This window comes from Streptomyces sp. NPDC018000 (assembly GCF_044328025.1).
GTDB lineage: Bacteria > Actinomycetota > Actinomycetes > Streptomycetales > Streptomycetaceae > Streptomyces.
Genome location: NZ_JBIRGM010000019.1, coordinates 1 through 17,912, shown reverse-complemented (window position 1 = coordinate 17,912; position 17,912 = coordinate 1). Strand labels below are relative to the sequence as shown.

Below are 17,912 nucleotides of genomic sequence, written 5' to 3'. Positions count from 1 at the left end.
CATCTCGGCCGGTGTGTATTCGCGTTCGCGGACGATGGCCCAGCCGACCGTGCCGTCCGGGCCGACGGTGGTCGTCAGCCGCGGCTCGGTGGTGTCGGGTCGGGGCAGCGCGTGGTGGCCCTGGTGGACGATGACGCCGTCGCGGGTGATGGTGAGCCGGTCGGGGCCGGCCTCCATCCACGGCGCCTCGACCGGGTCGGACCCGTACAGCTCGGGCGGCCCGGCGTACCACCCTCCCGCAGCCCCCTCGGGCGTCACCTCGACCAGGCGCAGCTCCAGGCCGTCCCGGCCCGAGATCACCCGTACAGCTCCGTTGAGCGCGGGGCGTGTTCGCTGGCTTCCAGCGTGATCAGGAGCTGGTCACCGGGGCGGGACGGGTACCACGGTGTCTCGGTCAGCGCGCGGTGCCCGCCGACCAGCGCGTCGACTTCCCCGACCAGGTCGCGGCGGCGTTTGGCTTCCTCGGCGCGGGCGAGCGGCGATCGGTTCTTCACAGCGGTCTCCTCACGGTCCTTCGGGCGTCCGGTCGGCCCGACTCGACGCACGGAACCGTGACAGACCACTACAAAGTATGTCAACGAGCGGTATTCCTGGGCTAGTTGGGCGTGCTCGATCAGATCCGCGCCCGCGTACGCGAGGAAAAAACCACCCGCTCGGGCTGTGGGGATGTCTCGGGCGCGCGAAGCCGCCCCTGCTCTGACACGGCCGGGGCAGGGGCGGCGGGGTGGTTCGTGGTCAGGGTTTTTCTGAGGCGAGGCGCAGCTCGATTGAGGTGAAGCGGTTGTACGGGGCGTGCGGAGGGCCGGGGCCGTCCCATTCGCCTCGTACAGGGCCGCTCCGGGTCTCCCAGCCCGGGGCGGTCCGCGCTCGGGGCGCAGCGGGGCGTTCAGGGACCCGCCCGCCGGGTGCTGCTGCTTCTGTCAGGACAGAATCGCTTTCCACTCGGCAAGGGCGGCTCTCAACTGCTGTGCGCCCTTGACTCGTTCGGTTAGTGCGCACCGTCCAGTTCCGTCCCCGTCCGCCATGTAGACGTCGATCTGGATCTCCGCGTCGAGCTCGGCGAGACTCTGCCCGGCAACGGGCTGTACATCGATCACGGTGTCCCCGAGCTGCAGTCTGAATCCCTCGTAGGCGCCGTCTATCAGGGTCGCCGTGGTCTCTGCCGTGGTCATCGCTTTGGTCTCCTCACGGGTAGGTTCAACTCGTCAGTATCCAGACGAGCTCGCCGCCACCACGCACTACGCGGATTGATCCCAGAAGGTATCTGCGGCTGCGATGCCGGTGCCGTCCCCGACCACGCACCGCCGCACGCTGGGCACCGGACCGTCGACGAGCACCACCAGGAGCACGGAGCCGGGCGCGGCGCCGGCGGGTGGGTACCGTACGGAAGTAGTCGGCGCCCGGCGCCCCCCTTGACCAGGTCCGTGACGTGCGCGTTCTAGTGCGGGGCCGGTCAGGTGGAGGCAGGTTGTAGGGCAGGTTGTACGGCAAGTTGTAGAGCAGGTTGTACGGCAAGTTGTAGGGCAAGCCGGGCGGCCGGGTCCCCACTCGTGTGCCTGGACTCCGTAGGTGTCCAAGTGACACAACAGATGGCCACGGATGACAGGCTTGATGGCCAATCGGGACGCGCCACTTGGCCAAGATCGCCACAGTGGTCACGCCCCGGATTCGATCACCACGATGGCCGCTCACCGGTCGTCGGGGCTCGGACGGGCTCAGAACAGCCGGTGGCCCTGGACCAGGGCGGTTCTGGTGCCGTCGTTCCGGACGAGCCGGAGCTTTTTGACGCCGTTGCGGTTCGCGGCGACGAGGAAGGATGGGCCGGCGATCACGGCCAGGGCGACCAGTCCGAAGAGGATGCCCACGAGGTCGGACGATTGCGTGTCGCCCTCCTCGACGGTCTGGCCGCCGAGGTGGAAGAGCATGGGGACGGTGACGAGGAGAGAGAGGAGCAGCAGCCAGCCCACTGCCCGATTGATCAGCTGTTTGCGCCGCGCCTTGGCCACGCTCTCCACCTGGACAGAGAACTTCCGCGAGCAGCGGGGGCAGGTTATCCCCACGCTCTGTTCACGGCTGGTCGGCCGGTCCGCGCCGCCGGTCGGCAGGTGCGAGATGCTCCACTTGACGGTCGTAACAGCTACCCCCTTGATGCTCACCCTGCAGCCGAGGCCCACGACGTACCGTTCACCGATCAAGGATTGCGCCATCCCTGCCACCCCCAGGTGCCGACCCTCGCGCGAATCGCGGGGCGGGCAGATCTTAGCCGGGCTGCCGCGGCGCGAACACCGGCTCGTGGTCCGCAGGGGGGCGCGAGCGGGGAGGCCGGAAGTGGCCCATGCCGGTCAGCACGGGCCCATGCCTGGGTGGCCGCGAAGCATCCGTCTCCGCCGGCCTCGCCTCGGGTGACGCCGTACTTCGGGGCTCCACAGCGTGGTGCAGCAGCGCACCACGAACCACGGCAACGACGGTGGAGACGCGGGCGCGGTTCGGGTACACAGCCCCGGTCGGCACGACCGACGACGGCCGGTTCCGCCGCCTCACCGTGCGCCTTCCCGCGGAGTACGCGCAGCGCCTGTTCGATGCCCGCGATCAGGGTGTCAGCGACCGGCAGATGCGTGGCATCATCGCTGAACGGCGCAGAGAAACAACAGGGCGCCTACGGGCCGGCCAAGGAAATGGCCAACGAGATCGTCGCGACACAAACGACACAGATCACCCAGATGCGCACCATGCTGGCCAGCAGCACGCCCTGAATTCCATCGGCAGGCTGACAACCGGCCCAGGTCACCGATTGACTCCGACAGTCTTCGGCCCCAGGCCGCAGCACCTTTCGCCTGAGGCAAGGATGCCGGGCAAGGCCCGACCCGCCATGCAGGTCAGCGCAGCCAGGCGTGATCACGGACGAACGGCAGCCGCTCCCACAGCCGGCCCAGGCCCCAGGTCGCGCCCGCGCCCGCGGCCGCCACCGCGATCAGCGCCACCGCGTAGATCAGGTGGTAGTCGGCGAACGGGTTCGTCGACATGGTCGGCGAACCGTCCGACTGGTGCCTGGCAGGTGGCCAGTCGGCGATCCACATTAGTGCCAGCATCGCGGTACCCGCCAACGCGGCCAAGCGCAACGCCACGCCCGCCATGACGGCAACGCCGACACCGAGCAGACCGAGCATGAACAGCCAGTCCGCCCACCCGGCCCCAGCCCACGAGTGGAACGTCGACTCCATCGGTCCGGCCGCAACGCGGCTGAGGTAGCCCTTGGTGGGCGACCCGCCGTCGATCCAGCCCTTTCCGGATGCCGTGGCGTAGCCGAGGCCGAAGGTCTTGTCCAGGAATGCCCACAAGAAGACGAATCCGGTCAGAATGCGCAGGGATGCCAGAGCATGACGTCCCGCAGTAGGTCTGTCGACATGTGCCGACATGTCGGACGTGGAGGCGGAATCACGGTGCCGGTGGAAGGCCGGCCAAGGGAAGAGCCGGCCCCGGTGAGAATGCTCGCGTGTGGCCATGGCAGTGATCCCTTCGGGAACGATCGGGGCGTCGTTCTCCTGGTGCTCAACCTGCTTGGTGCATCCGGTGGGTGGCGGCGAGCAGGCCGTCTGCCCGCCGCCCTCCGACCGAATAGGAACCGGTGGACTCCACTCTGCCCGTGACTTGTTCTGGCACGTTTCACCGGAACGGCGTGGGGGTCTCCCCACCAGGGGCCACTGGGCGGCGCTCCTGACCAACGGCAGACGGAGCGCTACCGGTCAGGAGCGCCCGAATCCACAGTAGGTCCGGTGGACGTGGCGGTAGGCGGCGATGACGCCGGCGACATAGCCGCGGTTGTACTCGGCGGAAGCCCCGGGCTTGCCGCTCCGTCCACGGGAGTCACCGCGAATGCAGTCGCGGGCGTACGTCAGCCCATCCCGGTAGCCGTCCTTGTAGCCCTGGTCGTATGGGGCGACTCTCAGAGCGCCGGAGTAGGCGGTCGCTGCCTTTGGCACAGGCTGTGCTCCGACAGCTTGCGCGTTCGTGGTCAGTGGGAGCAGAAGTGCGGTGGCAGCCAGCGGGGCTGCGAGGAGAACTCGGAGTCGCTTCGTATGCATGGCTTCCTCCTTGATCGGGAGACTTGCCCACGCGGGGGAAATCCGGCTTCTGCCGCTCCGAGGCATCCGACAGCAGCCGTGCTGACGATCTGTGCGCTGTGTCGCCGGGCCAGTTGTGAGACTGCGGCTCAGGGCCGATACCCCCGCAGGCCACGCCCAGCACGCCTGGGCAGGAAAGCCCTCCTGACAGATTAGGTCGGTTGCTCCCGGGCCGCGACATGAGGCTGCTGCACAGGAGGGCGTTGGACCAGGCACAAAGGCGGGCCATCGCCGCCGAGCGATGGGAGCAGGTGAATCGCTGCGTGCGGCCTCTCGGCTTGGTGCGATGTGCCGGTTTGGTGTCGGTGGGTGGGTGTCAGTGACGGCATGTCAGGCCTGGGTGTTTCCTCTGGTGGGGTGCTGAGGATGGGCAGGGTCACTGGGGCGGTATCGGCAGTCGGCGCGGCTGTCATGGGGCGGTACACCCCACCCCCGGGCCGCATAGCGCGCCCGGGGTCCCGTCTGACAGCGTTACGCGGCTGCCCAGTCGAGTCCGAGGGCGGCGAGTTGTTGGAGCTTGTCGGGGGTGAGTTTGGCGCGCCTGGTCTTGGTGTTCGAGAGAAACACTCCGAGTTTCACAGCGTGCTCCTGACCGGCGACCATGATCGTTTCTACGTGCCCCCTGGAAACTGTCAGAGAGCCCGTGCGGGCCTTGTACTGTGCGAGGGCTGCAACGCCCCGCTCGAAGGCGCCAGAAGCGGCCTTGGGAGCCTTGGCAAGCTTCTCCTGTTCCGGTGGCAGCGGCATGACGCCGATCGCCTCGAGGAGCTCACGCTGCCCGTCCATCAGCCCCTGCCAGACCGTGTGCTGACGGTTCTTTACGAGAAACCGCCCTACGTCCATCCCGTGCACAGTGACGCCGGGCAGGACGTCGGCCGGGCCTTCTTCGTCGCGTACCAGCTTGCGTAGCGCGGCGTAGTGGCGTTGCCAGTCGGTCGGCCATGCCGGGTTCCAGTGCTCGTCGACCGCTTCCAGCGCGGCTTTCCACTCCGGACGGTCATCCAGGGTGCCGGGGCGGCGCAGGTTGGACAGCCACTGCCCGATCGGCCGGTCCAGCGCTGTCGCGGTCCGGGGCGCGCAGAGCGTCCAGTGCTCCTCGTAGTACGCCTTCGCGGCCTGAAGGTTCTCCTGGAACCGCTCATCCGCGACCGACCACACCATGCCGAGCTGTTCCAGCCGCTGCGCGCGCTGCCCGCTCATCTCCCCGGCCCCGTACGCCCGCCGCTGCTCTGCCAGCCACTGACCAAGGGGTGTCGCATCCTCCCGGTGTCCGTACGGCACTCTCGCGTTCCCGACCCGCTCGACGTACGCCTTCAGCTTCGCCCAGCCACGCGCCCAGTCCTGCCGCTCCGTGTCGATCACGTTGAAGCTCACCCAGTCCGCGACCATCACCGGATCACGCGGAGCGGCAAAACGCAGCAGTAGACGGGATTCGTCCTCGCCTTCCTCGGGCGGCGGACCGATATGGATGGACGGCTGCGCGACGTCCTTCTGCGGCTCCTGCGGAATCGCCAGCAGCTCGATGGCCTCTTCATCGTGAGCACGCAGACCTTCAAGGACCTTCACCAAAGGGCCGGTACGATCCCGAGGTGAACATGTCTTCCGGCTTCTCACCGGGCTGAAGGAACACCGGCACGATCAAAGAGGCAAGTTTTCCCTCTCCCGGCTTTTGACGGAGAGCCCGGTCGATGGCCTGAACGATGTCATGCGGTGCGCCCTTGGGGTCCAAAAGAGCGACACTATTCACCGCTCTGATGTCGACGCCTTCCCCCAAAACGCGACAATTCGAAAGCACCGCCCGCCGCGCCGTCGTACCGAAGCCGCCCAGCACCTCCCGCCGGCGCTCCGGGACGTGCTCACCGCACAGCCAGTCCGCCCAGATCTTCGCCGGGTACTTCTCGGGCTCGTTGGCGTGCAGCTTCGCCGCCACGCGCTCCAGGCCCTCCGCGTACGCCGCGGCCTCTATGGTCCGGTGGTGGAAGGTGATGCAGGTCGACAGGTTGTGCTGCGCCATGGTGTGCAGGAGCGCTGCCTGGAGGGCTCCGAGGCGCTGTCCGCGGACCTCCTCCGAGTGTCGGTGATGATGCGCAGGTTTTTGTCGGTGGTGGTTCGGCGTTGTGATGTCAGTGGGTAGGTAGCGGGCTCTGTGCAGTTCAGTGGGTTGTTGTGGGTGATTCGGTTTCTGTCAGGGATGCTGGTCTGGTGCTGACGTTTTTGGTGGTGGTGCGGGTCGGTTGGTTGCCGGTCGGTATAGCGTGAGATGTGTTGTCGCTGGTCAGGGCTTGTGATGGCAGGGGTTGGGTGTTGACAGTTGGGGACGGGGGCCGCTGGTGTCGCCTTCTACGGTGTGGGCTTCAGGTTGTAGCGGATGCTTGTTGCGGTGAGGCGGAGTTGTTCGCCGTTCTGAGCCGTGATGAGGGGGAAGAGCAGGCTGTCCGGGGCGCGGTCCTTGAGCTGTCCGTGGATGCCGGCTGCGGTGATGAGGGGGCGTGTCCAGGTGGGGAGAGGGTAGACCTGGCATTTGCGGTGGGCTGCGTGGTCGTGGACTTTGACGGCGGTTGCCGTTTCGTTGATGTCGATGCCGCGGATCAGCGCGAGCTGGCCGATGCCTGTTCCGGTGACTGCGTGGATGGTCAGGGCTGTCGCGTGCAGTGGGTGCGCCACCGTGGTCAGTCGGGCGGCGAGGACGTCTGCTGGTGTGCGGTGATGTCCTCGCGTGGGCGGTGCTCCGCTTGTCGTGGAGGCGAGTTCGGGTGCGTCTTGGCACCGGGCACGTGCGGGACGGTCTATGACCATGCCGGCGGGCGGTGTCTGAGGGGTGATCCAGTGCCCGTCGTCTTGGCGGGGTGGCGGTTGTGGGGGCCGCTGCGGCCCGGTGCTTCTCGTGCCGGTTGGTGGGTGTCTCGTCTGGCTCAGAGCGATCCGGGCTTGGGGGAGGGTGTCGATGATGTGGTGTGGGGTTTGTTCGAGGAGCGTCCTCAGGGCGGGGGTGACCGGCCGGTGCCAGAGGAGGGTGAGGCGGATACTGCTGCGCTCGCGCAGGGCGAGCAGTTGTTTCTGGCGGGCGTGTGTGAGGCGGTCGGTGCGGCAGACGATGAGATGCCCGATGTGGTGGGTGAGTATCCAGGCGGCGACCGCGTCCCAGGCGGGGCGCTGGGAGTCGGCCCAGGTCCCGTATGTCTCGCCGCCTTGGGGGGAGTCGTTTGCCCAGGGCGTAGAGGAGGTCGTGGGCGAGGGCGGCGGGTGCGCCGTTGGCGGGGCTGGGGTCGACGGTCAGACGTCCCAGGTCCGGGTCGTGCGCACGGTGAGCGGCGGTCGTCCAGTCGGGGTGGTCGTCCTTGTCGATGACGACAGTGACGGCTGGGAGACCGCCGGCCGTCATTACATGCCGCCGATTTTGCTGTAGACCCAGCGCACGAGGTCTTCGTCGACCTTCTTGAGGTTCAGTTTCTTCATCCCGGCGAGGATGTGGGTGGTGATGTTGGCCCAGTTGCGGAAGCTGCCGTGGGCGGCCTGTTTGTCGATCGCGTCGATCAGCGCGGTGTCCACGTCTGCCCAGACGGGGTGGAAGGCAGGGATAGTCTCCCTCACTTCGTCCTTGGACATGCGGGTGAACTCCTGCCAGATGAAGATCCTGGAGGCCAGCATGGGCTCGCGGCGCAGGACCTTGTAGCAGCCGTCGCCTCCGGCGAAGATCACCGCGATGTTGGTGCGTTTGTCGTCCCACAAATGGCGCCAGAACTCGAACCCGGTCTTCTTCATCCACTGAGCCTCGTCACAGACCAGGACCCGGAACTTCTCGGCGAGTGCTTCCTTGAGGAGGGTGTCGAACTCGATCGGGCGGGCCGGTGGCTCACCGGGCAGTCCCAGCGCCTGGAAGAGACCGTGGCGGATGTCCCTCGGTGTCGGTCCGGCCCGCAGTTCCAGGCGGTGGGTGATGTCCGGGGCGAGGTGACGCAGCGCCGGGTTCACCGACATTGTCTTGCCCGATCCGGCCGGCCCGTAGACACACATCATGGCCTTGGCCTCGATGACGGCCTCGATGTTGTCCCGGGTGGTCAGCAGCGTGTCGGTGCCCACCAACTGCGCCTGCTCCAGGCCCAGGAAGTGGTCTTCGCTCTCCTTGGGCAGCAGCCCGTAGTCCAGATCAGTGATCATCAGCTGTGGTCCTCATCAGGAGTAGGTATGCGCGGTGGCCTCGGACGGGCCCAGGTGTCGGGCGCTGGGCCGTGCGGAACGAAATCGGGACGAGCCAGCGCACGGCGGTCCGTCTGCGCCGCCGCACCGAGCTCCTCTTCGGCCTGCGTGGCGGTCGAAGAAGGTGAGAGGCCTGGGCGGGGCCGCGGTGGTGGAGGCTTCGAAGCGCCGGCGACGCAGCTTCTCCGCGGCTTTCAGATCAGCCTTGAGCCGCCGGGCTGCCGCGGTGCGCGCGGCCTGGACGGAGCGGATCTGCTCACGGCTCGCCGCGGCGGCCAGGAACGCCGAACCGAGATGGCGGCCGGTCGTGGCGTCGAAGACTTCGATGGTGTCGTCGTGGTGGGGCAGGTGCCGGACCGACACCTTGGTGCCGGTCCGGCCGTTCATCCACGGGGCGAGGTAGTCGCGGCGGCGCCACCGCACCCCGCTGGTACTGATCGTGTACGTACGTCCGTTGTCCTCCAGAGCGAACGTCGCCAGCTGCCCCGCGGACACATCCGTGAGCGGCGTCGCGTCGGCCTGCCACGCCTGGAGAGGAGTCTTCCCGTTCAGCGCGGACGGCTGGTGGCGGGTGTTCCACCAGGTCACCCAGTCCAGCAGCAGCTCCACGAACGCCTCGTACGTCAGGGGCGGGGCTTCGGGGTCGCAGAGCCGGCCGCCGGTGAGTTTTTGGCGGCCGGTGTAGCGGGGGAGCGAGACGAGGAACATCTCTTCCACCGCGTCGTTCAGCGCCTCGATCGTTCCCTTCAGATGCGGGGTGTAGGCGGGGAGATCGGTGACGGGGACGGCGAGCGCGCCCATCGCCGTGGTGACCGTCGCGCACAAGAACTCCTTGCCGCGGTCGACCCGGATCTGACTGGGCAGCCCGCCCACCGGGCCGAACGGCTCGCTGCGGGTGATCGCGATCCGCAGGGACGCCAGCACCGCGTCCCGGCTCGGCGCGTGCGCGGTGACCGCCACCCCGGTGATCGCCTTGGTGGCGCAGTCGATGAACCAGGTCACCCACGGCGTGGCCAGCTCACCTTCCACGTCCACCTCGACGGGCACGTGCTTGTGGTCGCCCTCCCACGCCGCATTGCGGTGCGTGGCCGGCCGTTGCCCGAACACGTCATGCGCGCGCCGGGCGGCTTCCCCGCTCTTCAGCCCGGCCCGCTCGCCGCGGGTCAGGTCCCGGCGGATCGCCCGGTGCAACGTCGACAGCGACGGCACCACAGGCGCGTCCGCATCCTCGGCCGCCCGCTGCATCAGCTCGGCGTGGACCCGGGAGGCATTACCGCCCCACAGCGCCAGCAACCGCCGAACTTCCGTGGTGACCGTGAAATGGGACGACTCCACCCGAGCGAGGCGATGATCCTCCCGGGCAGCGGCCAACCACCGCCACACCGTCCGCTCCGACTTCCCCAACGCCTGTGCCACCAGGCGCACATGCGCGGCTCTTAACTCACCGCGGCTGTCGAGGTCCAGCAGCCGGGGCATCGCCGCAGCCCGCCCCGACCGGGACTCGAACACGGCCGCCGGACCGCCTTCAGGATCACCGCCACGCCTTTCCGGCATCATGGCCCCTTCCCACGAGCACCGACGGCACGCTCTGCCGCCCTGGCCCCAGGTATGCCAGGTGTTCGGCATTCAGCTGACCGGTATCGGCGTACGGCTGACAGCAACTATCGCTATCCGGTACGGCCGGGAAGCTCCCCGGCGCATGTGAGGATCGGCGGCATGACCGCTGCCCGGAATCCCGAGTACGTGAAGGCGAACGTCCGGGCGGTTGCCGAATTCAATGGGCTGCTCGCTCACCCGGACGGACCAGCGTCGTACAGGGGAAGACGGACGGGCGTCCTCGCCCTTCTGGCGCGCGACCGTGTCGCGGAGTGCCCGTCGGTTGTCACCTCGGAGACGTAAGCTCATTGCCGTCGAGAAATACGAAGAGAGACCCACTGCAAGGCCGTTGCTTTGGCGGGCAGGCCTGGCGGCGGATCTCTCTCACGGTTCGCGTACAGCTGATGCCCATCCCTGTCGAGAGAACGGAGCCTCATGACGCACTACGAAGGTAACTCACTGGACTGACGTTGGCCCGCTCATCTGCGGAGTCTGGACCCATCAACGCGCCCGGCTGTGGTTCCGTGCGCCCGAAAAGGAGCAGTCAGTGCCCAGTGAGAAGCAGGGCGGCGTTCTGTCCGTGCTGGTGGCAGCGGTCGCCTGCTACATCGGCTACATCCATCCGAGCGCGGTGCCGGCACTCACCCTTGCGGTCGCGGTGTGGGTGGGGATGTACATGTACCTGAAGGAGTAACCCCCACGGCGAGGGGGCGGATCGTGGAGTTCACCGAGGACATCAAGTACGTCTCCGACCGCGACGTGGACAAGGAGAAGGGCCCGTCATGGTGACGGGCCCTTCTCCTTGTCCATCGACGTGAAGTTCGACGACTCCACCAACCAGATGAAGCAGACGCACGCCGATGACGAGATCGGCTATGCGTACCAGTGCGAGATCGACGCCGACATCTCTTCCGGAAGGCTGAGTAGAGACTGCGCCAGGGACGGGACCGTACGAGACGCCGTAGACCGGTGCGCACGAGGTATCGCTCATCTTCCTCGGCGGCGAACCCCTGCTCGCGCCTGGCGAGTTCACCGAGACTCGCCAGGCGCCCCCTCCCTATCTGCGGGGATGAGGCCCAGGATCTGAACTGACCGTCAAAAGGCCGCTGACCTGCGGTTCTTGACGGTCGGATACTGCGGCCAGACAGCGGTGACCGCTGGGTGAAATGTGATCTCACTCACGCTTTGTTCTTGGTAACGGAAACCCGCCGCTAAGGGGTCTGACCAGCAGAAATGCCCCTACCGAGGGCCCGCTTTAGTGGGCTTTCTTCCCGTAGATCCCAACTTGATTAACCCTATGCCGGGCAGCCAATGTCTTTCCGTTGGTCCCTGCCGGAAGGCCCCTCTTAAGGGGAGTTCTGGCCTTTTTGCTGTTCAAGGCCCTGTGGCTCCACTGAAGGGGTGCAGGGTCCCGCGCATCCGCGCTGGGCCCAGGAAGGGGCCTGTCCGCCGGATCTGGCGGTCAAACGGACAGGCCCCCTGAGCCGGGAGGCCCGTTATGACCGTACACATCACCGATGTGGGAGCTGCGATCCTTGTGGTCGCCAGCGTCGTGGGGTACCTCGTGTACAAGCACAGCCAGGCCACGCCCGGCCCGGCCAGCAAAGGCGATCTGGTCGGCGCCATCACCTGCGGGGTCGCGGTGCTCACCGCACTGGTCCTCCTTCTCGGAGGGGGCACAGATCCGCAGACGCCGGCGACACCCGGAGACGCCGTTTCCGTGCCGCCAAGAACATGAGCGACTGACAGGCCGCCGGGTGGAGGGCTGGGCGCACGCTGGGCGCCCAGCGGCCTCGGGGATCCCGGCGGGCGCTGCGCCGGCCGTGGACAGGCCACGTCGGCCCGTGGGCCGCCGCTGGGAGGGCCGGGGGTCGGCTGGGCCCCCACCGTGCTGCGCCCGCAGGGGCGCGTAGCGCCTCGGCCGCGCTGGGTGCTGTTCGGAGCACCAGCCGCTCCTCGGCTGGGTGTTCTCGAACCGGCCGACCGGATTCACGTAAGGAGCCCGACGCACACGCACCATGCAGGCCTGCTTCGCCACCGCCTGAAGGGCTTCGCGCTCTGGAGACGCAGACCGTTGCCGGGGCCGCGGCCGGGTCGTTGGGCGGGGCGGGCATGACTCCGGTGCCGCAGCTAAGCCCGGACGACTACGTGAACGCCGTGATGCGGATGTGCCCCAGCCTGTCCGCGGAGGGCGCCCGGACGTTGCATGATGCGGTCCGGGGCGCGCTGGACGGTCATTTTGCCAACGAGTGGGAGACCCGTTTCGCGGACATGGTCATCGACCGGCGGACCGACCCGTTCGTGAAGCCGTTCTTCAACCGGTCGGTCCTACGGGGCCTCGACGGCAAGCTGAGGTAGCCGGGCAGCACCCGCACTCACCACACGGACCCCCAGCAGGCGTGACCGAGGCCGGAGTGCAGTCGTCAGCCGACATCGCGCCTCATCCAGTGGAAGCACCACGGCGCTTGGCCGCCGCCTGATCGAGCCGCTTCTGCCGAAGGATGAGTTCCTTCCTGCACACCTTCACGGCGTCCTGTTCAAGCCCTCGGTCTGTCACCTGATAGCGATACGGCTCGTACCGCTTCCGGGAGGAGGACACAAGGAAGTCCCACACGTCCCCGTTATCGGCACTCAGAGGCTGGCTGACCTCCGCTTCGCCCACGGCACGGGCGAAGCGGATCAACCCAAAGTCGCGCAGCCGCTGACAGCCGTCCTCCCAGGCGTCGCGGCGGAGTCCGAAAGTGTCCGTCCGCATCTCGCCGTGGACGTAGACACCGGATGTCAGATGCTTGTCCGGGGCCCACTTACTGAGCACCCTGAACGCGAGCCAGGTGGCGACCTCTGAAGGATTGAGCACCTGGGCCCAGCCATTCAGGAAGAAGTGCGCCGGGATCTTGATCGTTGCGCCAGCGCGCCAGTGATCCTTGGGCACCACGTAGGTGTCCGGGCTCTGGTTGCCGCCGCGGCCGGACTCCTTCATGAGCCGGAACGACTGGTACAGCCTCTGTTCCCGCTTCCCCCGGGGGACATCGACCAGGGCCTGGTCGTACTGCTTGCTGCCAAGCCCTTCCAGGGTCCGCAGAGCCCCTTGAACCTGCCGCAGGCGCAAGTCCTCGGCCGTCCTGCCGTTGGCGGTGTAGTGCATGTACGTCGCCGACTTGGCGTCGTACGCGCCGTCTGCAGCAAAGAGATCCGACCAGGACCCCCGACCGGACAACGGCAGCACATTCGTCCACTGTTTCCCCGCCTCAAGTCGGCACTGAGCCTCGAAGACCGCGAGTAGATAGAAGCGCAGCGCAATCCCCTTGGGAAGAACCAGCCGGGACAGCAAGGAGGGGGCATCACCACCGCCACGGGGCGCCAGCAAAGCGCTGCGCAGAACGATGGAATCCGGCTTCCTCCCGTCCGCCCAGAGGCCCTTCAGAGCCCTGTTCGCCCCCTCGACAGAACGGATCTTGTCCATCTGCTCCAGTCGGCGCAGCCGCCGCTGGTTCGATTCTCTTGCGTCAGCCACGCATCCCCCGCACCACGTTTCACTCCCAACGTTTTGATCCGCACTATTTAGATAGTCAATAGTTATATAGATAACTTAGTGCGGATCAAAACGTTGAGCGATGCCCTGAAGTTGGGCCTCCACGCCCAGGATCATAGAGGTGAGGCCTCGTCAGAGAGGTCTCGGTGGCTCGCCGTTCGCAGCTGACGCGAACGGCCCCGGGGTGCAACCCGGGGCCGTCTCAGTTCTGACCTCACCAAGGAGACTAGTGGAACCCAACACCAACCAGAACGGCCCCGAGCCATTGCCCCAGCGATGGGCCATCATCCTCATTGCCGGTTTTGTAGCCGGTGCCGCCGTCCTCCCCCTCGGCGGCCCGTTGGCCGCCCTTGGAGCCGCTGGCGCGACCACCATGGGACTGAACCAGCTCATGGCGTAGAGCGGAACGGAGAGCGCCCGCCCCGTGTGCCCGAGCAGCCCCTCGGAGAAGGATTCTCCGAGGGGCTGGAGTCGTCGGCGCTACTTGGTGTTCCTGATGATGTTGATCGTGATTGGCGCGGCTCTGGCAACGCCAGCGGCCCCGAGCCCGGCGGCAACAGGGATGACATCGGTGTGGCCAGTGACGGTGAGCACCAGGACCCCGCCGGCGGAGTTCTGAAGCACGGTCACCGGGGCGCTCAAATGGAAGAAGTAGCAGTGTGGGCGAAGCTCGTCTCCGTCTCCACCCCTTCGATTTCGCCCTCTATGCCCATTCCATGCCCAGCTCCGCGAGCGCGGCGCGCTGCGGGTCGGTCAGCTTGTCCCGCCTCGCCTTGGTGTTGCTCAGAAATACGCCAAGCCGTACGGACACCGGTTCGGCCTCGCCGTCGACCGCGATTTCTTCGCTGTGCGCTCGGGGTACCGGCTTGCCCGCGCCCTCCCGCGCGATGTACTGCGCCAGGGCCGCCACGCCCCGTGTGAAGGCCGCCGACGCCTTGGCCGGACCGCCAGCCGCGCTCTTCTTGGCCGGGGCCACAGCGGGCCGCTCAGCGGGCTTCACGCCCAAGCCGGACAGTCGCCCCTGCTGCTCGGTGCTCAGCTGCGCCCAGTTGCTGGCCTGCCGCTCCAGCCACTTGCCGATGTCGTCGCGGTCCATGAGTACGCCGGGTTGGATGTCGGGGAGGTGGCCGCCTGGTTCGTCGTCGGCGAGGTCGGCGAGGACGCGGTAGTGGCGTTGCCAGTCGAGTGGCCAGGGGCAGTTCCAGTCGGGGTCGATCGCGGTGAGCTGCGCCGCGCGTACGGCGGCCCGCTCGGGGTCCTTGCCCAGGCCGTTCTTCTGCCCTTTCCTGCGGAGGTTGGCCATGTGTTGCCCGATGGGCACCATCGCTTCGTCTTCGCCCCAGACGGCGTCCTGTCGGGGTGCGAGGTGTCCGGTGGCCCGGTGGTAGGAGCGGAGCGCGGCGAGCTTGTTCTCCCAGGCTTCTTCGCCCGGCTCCCAGACCATCCCGGCCTCCGGCGCGTCCAGGAGGACCTTGCGCCGCTCCTCCAGCTCACCCGCCCGCAGCGCCTTGCGCTGCTGGTGCACCCACCGCCCGAGGGGGAAGTCCTTCGTGACGCCGACCTCGACCTCAACGTCATAGGGCACGGCGTAGACGCCGGTGATCTCGTTCTCCGCCCGCCAGAGCAGCAGGGCTTGGTAGCCCTCCAGCCACACCAGCGACTCCGGCCGGTAGACCCGGGTGCGCAAGAACGCCGCGATCGTCGCCGCGTCGCGCGGAGAGGAGAAGTGCAGCAGCGCCGCTTCGGCGGCGGCCTGGGTGTCGTCCTGCTCCTGGTCCTCGCCGTCGCCCTCGCCGCCGGCCCCGACGATCTGCCCGTTCTCGTCACGACGGACGTGCACCTTGCGCTTGCCGCTGGTGAGCGCGCGGGAGGCGAGCTGCTCGACCAGACGTTCATCATGACTGCGGAGGCCCTGGAGGACCGCTACAAGGGGGCGGAACGAGGCGCTGGCGACCATGTCCGTCGGGTCCTCGCCGGGCTCCAGGAACACCGGCACGATGATCCTGGCGATCTTGGTGGAGCCGTCCTTGTTGAGCCGGAGTGCGCGGCCGATGTTCTGGACGATCTCCACCTGGGAGCCGCGGGTGTCGGCGAAGCAGACGGCTTCGACTCCCCGCTCGCCGGTGATGTCCACGCCCTCACCGAGCACGCGAACCGAGGCGAGGAAGGCGCGGTGCACCCGGCGCCCGTCCGCGTCGATGCCGTTGGCGAACTGCCTGAGCACCTCCCGGCGTTCGGCCACGAGGTGGTCGCCGCACAGCCACGCCGACCACACCCGGTCCGGCGGGACGTGGCGGCCGGCCTCCAGCTCGTAGAACTCCGCGTCGATGGAGGACTTCGGCAGCTTGTCCGCGGCGGCCAGGTCCTCGTCTGAGGCGTCGTTGACGTACATCTCGGCAGCGGTCTGCGGCAGCTTCTCCGCGAACGCGGCGGCCTCCTCCACCTTCTGGTGGAACGTCATGACCGTCCGCAGGTTGTACGCCGCCGCGTGCTCCAAAAGTGCGGTCTGCAACAGGGCCAGGCGCCGGCCTCGCTGCGCCTCCTCCGACAGCCCGAGCATGGGGGAGGGGTCGCGGATCTCGAGTACGTCGATCTCGAATCCGGCGAGGATGCCCCGCTCGATCGCCTCCGAGAGCCCCAGTTCGGCCAGCCACGGCCCGTACGTCTCGGAGTCCTGGCCCATCGACGCGAGCTCTAGCTCCTGGCTGCCCTTGCCCTTCTGCGGCCGGGGCGAGGCGAGGATGCGCGGGGTCGCGGTCAGGTAGAGCCGGAAGTCGGCGGGGATGCGGGCGTTGTCGTGGATCGCGGCCCAGGGCCTGCCAAGATCACCTGCGGTTGAGTGGGCTTCGTCCACGATGGCGAGGTCGAATCCGCTCATCTGCTGCCCGTACAGCCGCTCTCCGCCCGCCAGGGCGGCTTCCAGCGGCCCGCGAACGTTCCGCTGGACCTCGGATGCGTCGATGTCCTCGCGGTCTACCAGGGAGGCGTACGTAGCGAACACGACGACCGGCCCGGACCCGGCCCACAAGGCCAACTGGATCGGGTTGGTGGTGGTGCGTACCCCCAGCGAGTCGAGCACCGGGTCGTTCTCCAGCGAGCACACCGCGACCATCGGGGCCCGGTGGCCCACCAGGCGCCACGCCTGGGCGGTCTGCGCGAGCAGGTCCAGGGTGGGCACGGTGACGAGGGTCCGGCCGCCTGGGAAGCACTCCAGCGCGCACGCGGCGGCCGTGATCGTCTTGCCCGAGCCGGTCGCTGACACGATCGTGCCCCGGGCACCCTGCGGGGGCACAGATGATCTTGCAGGGAATCCCACCCACTTACGGAAACTTGCTTTCTGGGCTACCTGGTGTTCCCGAAGCTGAATACCCAGCATTTCCACGCTCCTCCTCTGCCTTCTTTTCCACTCGCTTCGGAAATCACTGGGACGGGGTGAAGGGCGGGACGGAGACCGTACCGTCCTCAGCCACGACGATCCGCTCGGCAAGCTGGGCCAGGACCTGAGAGGGGAGCAGCCCCGTCCGGCCGGCCACCACCCGGATCAGCCGACTGGGCGCGACGGACAGCCAGACCTCCGCTCGCAGTTCATCCGCTTCCTCCTCCTGCCGTTCCCCGAAGGCGGCCTGTGCTGCAAGAGCACCAGCAAACCGTTCCTCACGCCCGCGAGCCCACACTGAGCCTTGCGCGTCCTGTTCCGGCTCGTACACGCTCCAACCGGCCACAGCCATCAAGTCCCTGACGCGCCGCCACTCAGCATGTTTGGACAGCCAGATGGCAGCCAACCGCTCCCGGTCCATCGCGAACTCGTAGAAGGAACCGTTTCCCCTCAACTGATCCGCGGTTTCCCGCTCACGGACAGCAGCCTCCGCGACCTTTTCCGCAACGGCGGGCACGTCCAGGCCATCCGCCTCACGCCGGACCTGATCCCGCGCCACGTCCTGAGAACTCCACATGCGTTTTCCCTTTTCCGGAAGCGTGAGCACCTGGGCCCGCATCAGGTGACTGGAGGTGTCCCGTCTTTCCGCCAACAGTACATGGTGCATCAACTTGATGCACCCGCTACACTGGAACCCACACGAACGAGCGACCCTCACCCCTCGTAGCCAGCCCGGCCCGCACAGCGGGCCTCAGACCCTGGAGGCGCAGCCGGAAGGGCCCAGGGTGGGGGAGCGCAGCGGACTCACCCTCAGACGGGTGCGAAGCACCCGTCAATTAAGCCTAGTCAGTGACACCTGACACCTCGCCACTCAGACCCCGCGGTAGCGGGGCCCACCCGGCCCGCAACGCGGGCCGACCCCCTCAACTCCTGGAGCAGAGCGGAAGGAGTTGGCCCGGCACCGCCGGCGCGGTGAGCGAAGCGCACCGCATCCCAACTCCAGTGCGAAGCACCGGAGTTGGGCAACCCCCCTGCGAAGCAGGGGGGTTCGCTTGCACATCGCGCAGCGATGTGGTACCCGCTCCGCGGG

16 protein-coding genes and 2 pseudogenes are annotated in these 17,912 nt (G+C 67.6%); 5 read left to right on the top strand and 13 right to left on the bottom strand.

The window, feature by feature from the left end; all coding sequences use genetic code 11:
- Positions 1 to 296 precede the first annotated feature (296 nt).
- The 3 genes from ACH4EW_RS26840 to ACH4EW_RS26830 all read right to left on the bottom strand — a co-directional run bounded on the left by ACH4EW_RS26840 (position 297) and on the right by ACH4EW_RS26830 (position 2,207).
- A complete protein-coding gene (locus ACH4EW_RS26840; protein ID WP_398261125.1) occupies positions 297 to 494 on the bottom strand; it encodes a hypothetical protein in 198 nt (65 codons plus the stop codon).
- 426 nt (positions 495 to 920) lie between these two features.
- Positions 921 to 1,172, bottom strand: a complete 252-nt coding sequence (locus ACH4EW_RS26835) for a hypothetical protein (protein ID WP_398261124.1) — start codon at positions 1,170 to 1,172, stop codon at positions 921 to 923.
- A 543-nt stretch (positions 1,173 to 1,715) separates the two neighbouring features.
- Complete coding sequence (locus ACH4EW_RS26830; protein ID WP_398261122.1) at positions 1,716 to 2,207, bottom strand: hypothetical protein; 492 nt, start codon at positions 2,205 to 2,207, stop codon at positions 1,716 to 1,718.
- 251 nt (positions 2,208 to 2,458) lie between these two features.
- Here ACH4EW_RS26830 and tpg point away from each other — a divergent pair.
- Positions 2,459 to 2,639, top strand: a pseudogene (gene tpg, locus ACH4EW_RS26825) (telomere-protecting terminal protein Tpg); the annotation flags it as partial.
- Positions 2,616 to 2,753 carry a hypothetical protein gene (locus ACH4EW_RS26820; RefSeq protein WP_398261120.1) on the top strand — a complete coding sequence of 46 codons (138 nt, stop codon included), beginning with the start codon at positions 2,616 to 2,618 and terminating at the stop codon, positions 2,751 to 2,753. The pseudogene tpg and the gene ACH4EW_RS26820, both read left to right, overlap by 24 nt.
- 123 nt (positions 2,754 to 2,876) lie before the next feature.
- Here ACH4EW_RS26820 and ACH4EW_RS26815 read toward each other — a convergent pair whose 3' ends face one another.
- The 7 genes and pseudogenes from ACH4EW_RS26815 to ACH4EW_RS26785 all read right to left on the bottom strand — a co-directional run bounded on the left by ACH4EW_RS26815 (position 2,877) and on the right by ACH4EW_RS26785 (position 9,794).
- Positions 2,877 to 3,503: a hypothetical protein gene (locus tag ACH4EW_RS26815; protein WP_398261118.1), complete on the bottom strand. Its 627-nt coding sequence runs from the start codon at positions 3,501 to 3,503 to the stop codon at positions 2,877 to 2,879.
- A 240-nt stretch (positions 3,504 to 3,743) separates the two neighbouring features.
- Positions 3,744 to 4,082, bottom strand: coding sequence for a hypothetical protein (locus ACH4EW_RS26810; protein ID WP_398261116.1), 339 nt, complete (start codon positions 4,080 to 4,082; stop codon positions 3,744 to 3,746).
- Positions 4,083 to 4,592: 510 nt separating this feature from the next.
- Complete coding sequence (locus tag ACH4EW_RS26805; RefSeq protein WP_398261114.1) at positions 4,593 to 5,687, bottom strand: helicase associated domain-containing protein; 1,095 nt, start codon at positions 5,685 to 5,687, stop codon at positions 4,593 to 4,595.
- A complete protein-coding gene (locus tag ACH4EW_RS26800) occupies positions 5,674 to 6,135 on the bottom strand; it encodes a helicase-related protein (RefSeq protein ID WP_398261112.1) in 462 nt (153 codons plus the stop codon). Before ACH4EW_RS26800 ends, ACH4EW_RS26805 begins: the two co-directional genes overlap by 14 nt.
- Before the next feature lie 326 nt (positions 6,136 to 6,461).
- A complete protein-coding gene (locus ACH4EW_RS26795; protein WP_398261110.1) occupies positions 6,462 to 6,785 on the bottom strand; it encodes a hypothetical protein in 324 nt (107 codons plus the stop codon).
- A 717-nt stretch (positions 6,786 to 7,502) separates the two neighbouring features.
- Complete coding sequence (locus ACH4EW_RS26790) at positions 7,503 to 8,279, bottom strand: AAA family ATPase (RefSeq protein ID WP_398261108.1); 777 nt, start codon at positions 8,277 to 8,279, stop codon at positions 7,503 to 7,505.
- Positions 8,279 to 9,794: pseudogene (locus ACH4EW_RS26785) on the bottom strand (Mu transposase C-terminal domain-containing protein). The gene ACH4EW_RS26790 and the pseudogene ACH4EW_RS26785 overlap by 1 nt, the downstream one beginning before the upstream one ends.
- 667 nt (positions 9,795 to 10,461) lie before the next feature.
- Between ACH4EW_RS26785 and ACH4EW_RS26780 the strand changes: the two are divergent.
- The 3 genes from ACH4EW_RS26780 to ACH4EW_RS26770 all read left to right on the top strand — a co-directional run bounded on the left by ACH4EW_RS26780 (position 10,462) and on the right by ACH4EW_RS26770 (position 12,272).
- Entirely contained in the window at positions 10,462 to 10,608 is a 147-nt protein-coding gene (locus ACH4EW_RS26780; RefSeq protein ID WP_398261106.1) for a hypothetical protein, read from the top strand.
- A gap of 804 nt (positions 10,609 to 11,412) precedes the next feature.
- Complete coding sequence (locus ACH4EW_RS26775; RefSeq protein WP_398261104.1) at positions 11,413 to 11,652, top strand: hypothetical protein; 240 nt, start codon at positions 11,413 to 11,415, stop codon at positions 11,650 to 11,652.
- Between the two features lie 374 nt (positions 11,653 to 12,026).
- Complete coding sequence (locus ACH4EW_RS26770; protein ID WP_398261102.1) at positions 12,027 to 12,272, top strand: hypothetical protein; 246 nt, start codon at positions 12,027 to 12,029, stop codon at positions 12,270 to 12,272.
- A gap of 82 nt (positions 12,273 to 12,354) precedes the next feature.
- Here ACH4EW_RS26770 and ACH4EW_RS26765 read toward each other — a convergent pair whose 3' ends face one another.
- The 3 genes from ACH4EW_RS26765 to ACH4EW_RS26755 form a co-directional block, all read right to left on the bottom strand.
- Positions 12,355 to 13,377, bottom strand: coding sequence for a hypothetical protein (locus ACH4EW_RS26765; protein WP_398261100.1), 1,023 nt, complete (start codon positions 13,375 to 13,377; stop codon positions 12,355 to 12,357).
- 772 nt (positions 13,378 to 14,149) lie between these two features.
- Entirely contained in the window at positions 14,150 to 16,822 is a 2,673-nt protein-coding gene (locus tag ACH4EW_RS26760) for a Helicase associated domain protein (protein WP_398261098.1), read from the bottom strand.
- 43 nt (positions 16,823 to 16,865) lie between these two features.
- Positions 16,866 to 17,399, bottom strand: a complete 534-nt coding sequence (locus ACH4EW_RS26755) for a hypothetical protein (RefSeq protein WP_398261096.1) — start codon at positions 17,397 to 17,399, stop codon at positions 16,866 to 16,868.
- Positions 17,400 to 17,912 lie beyond the last annotated feature (513 nt).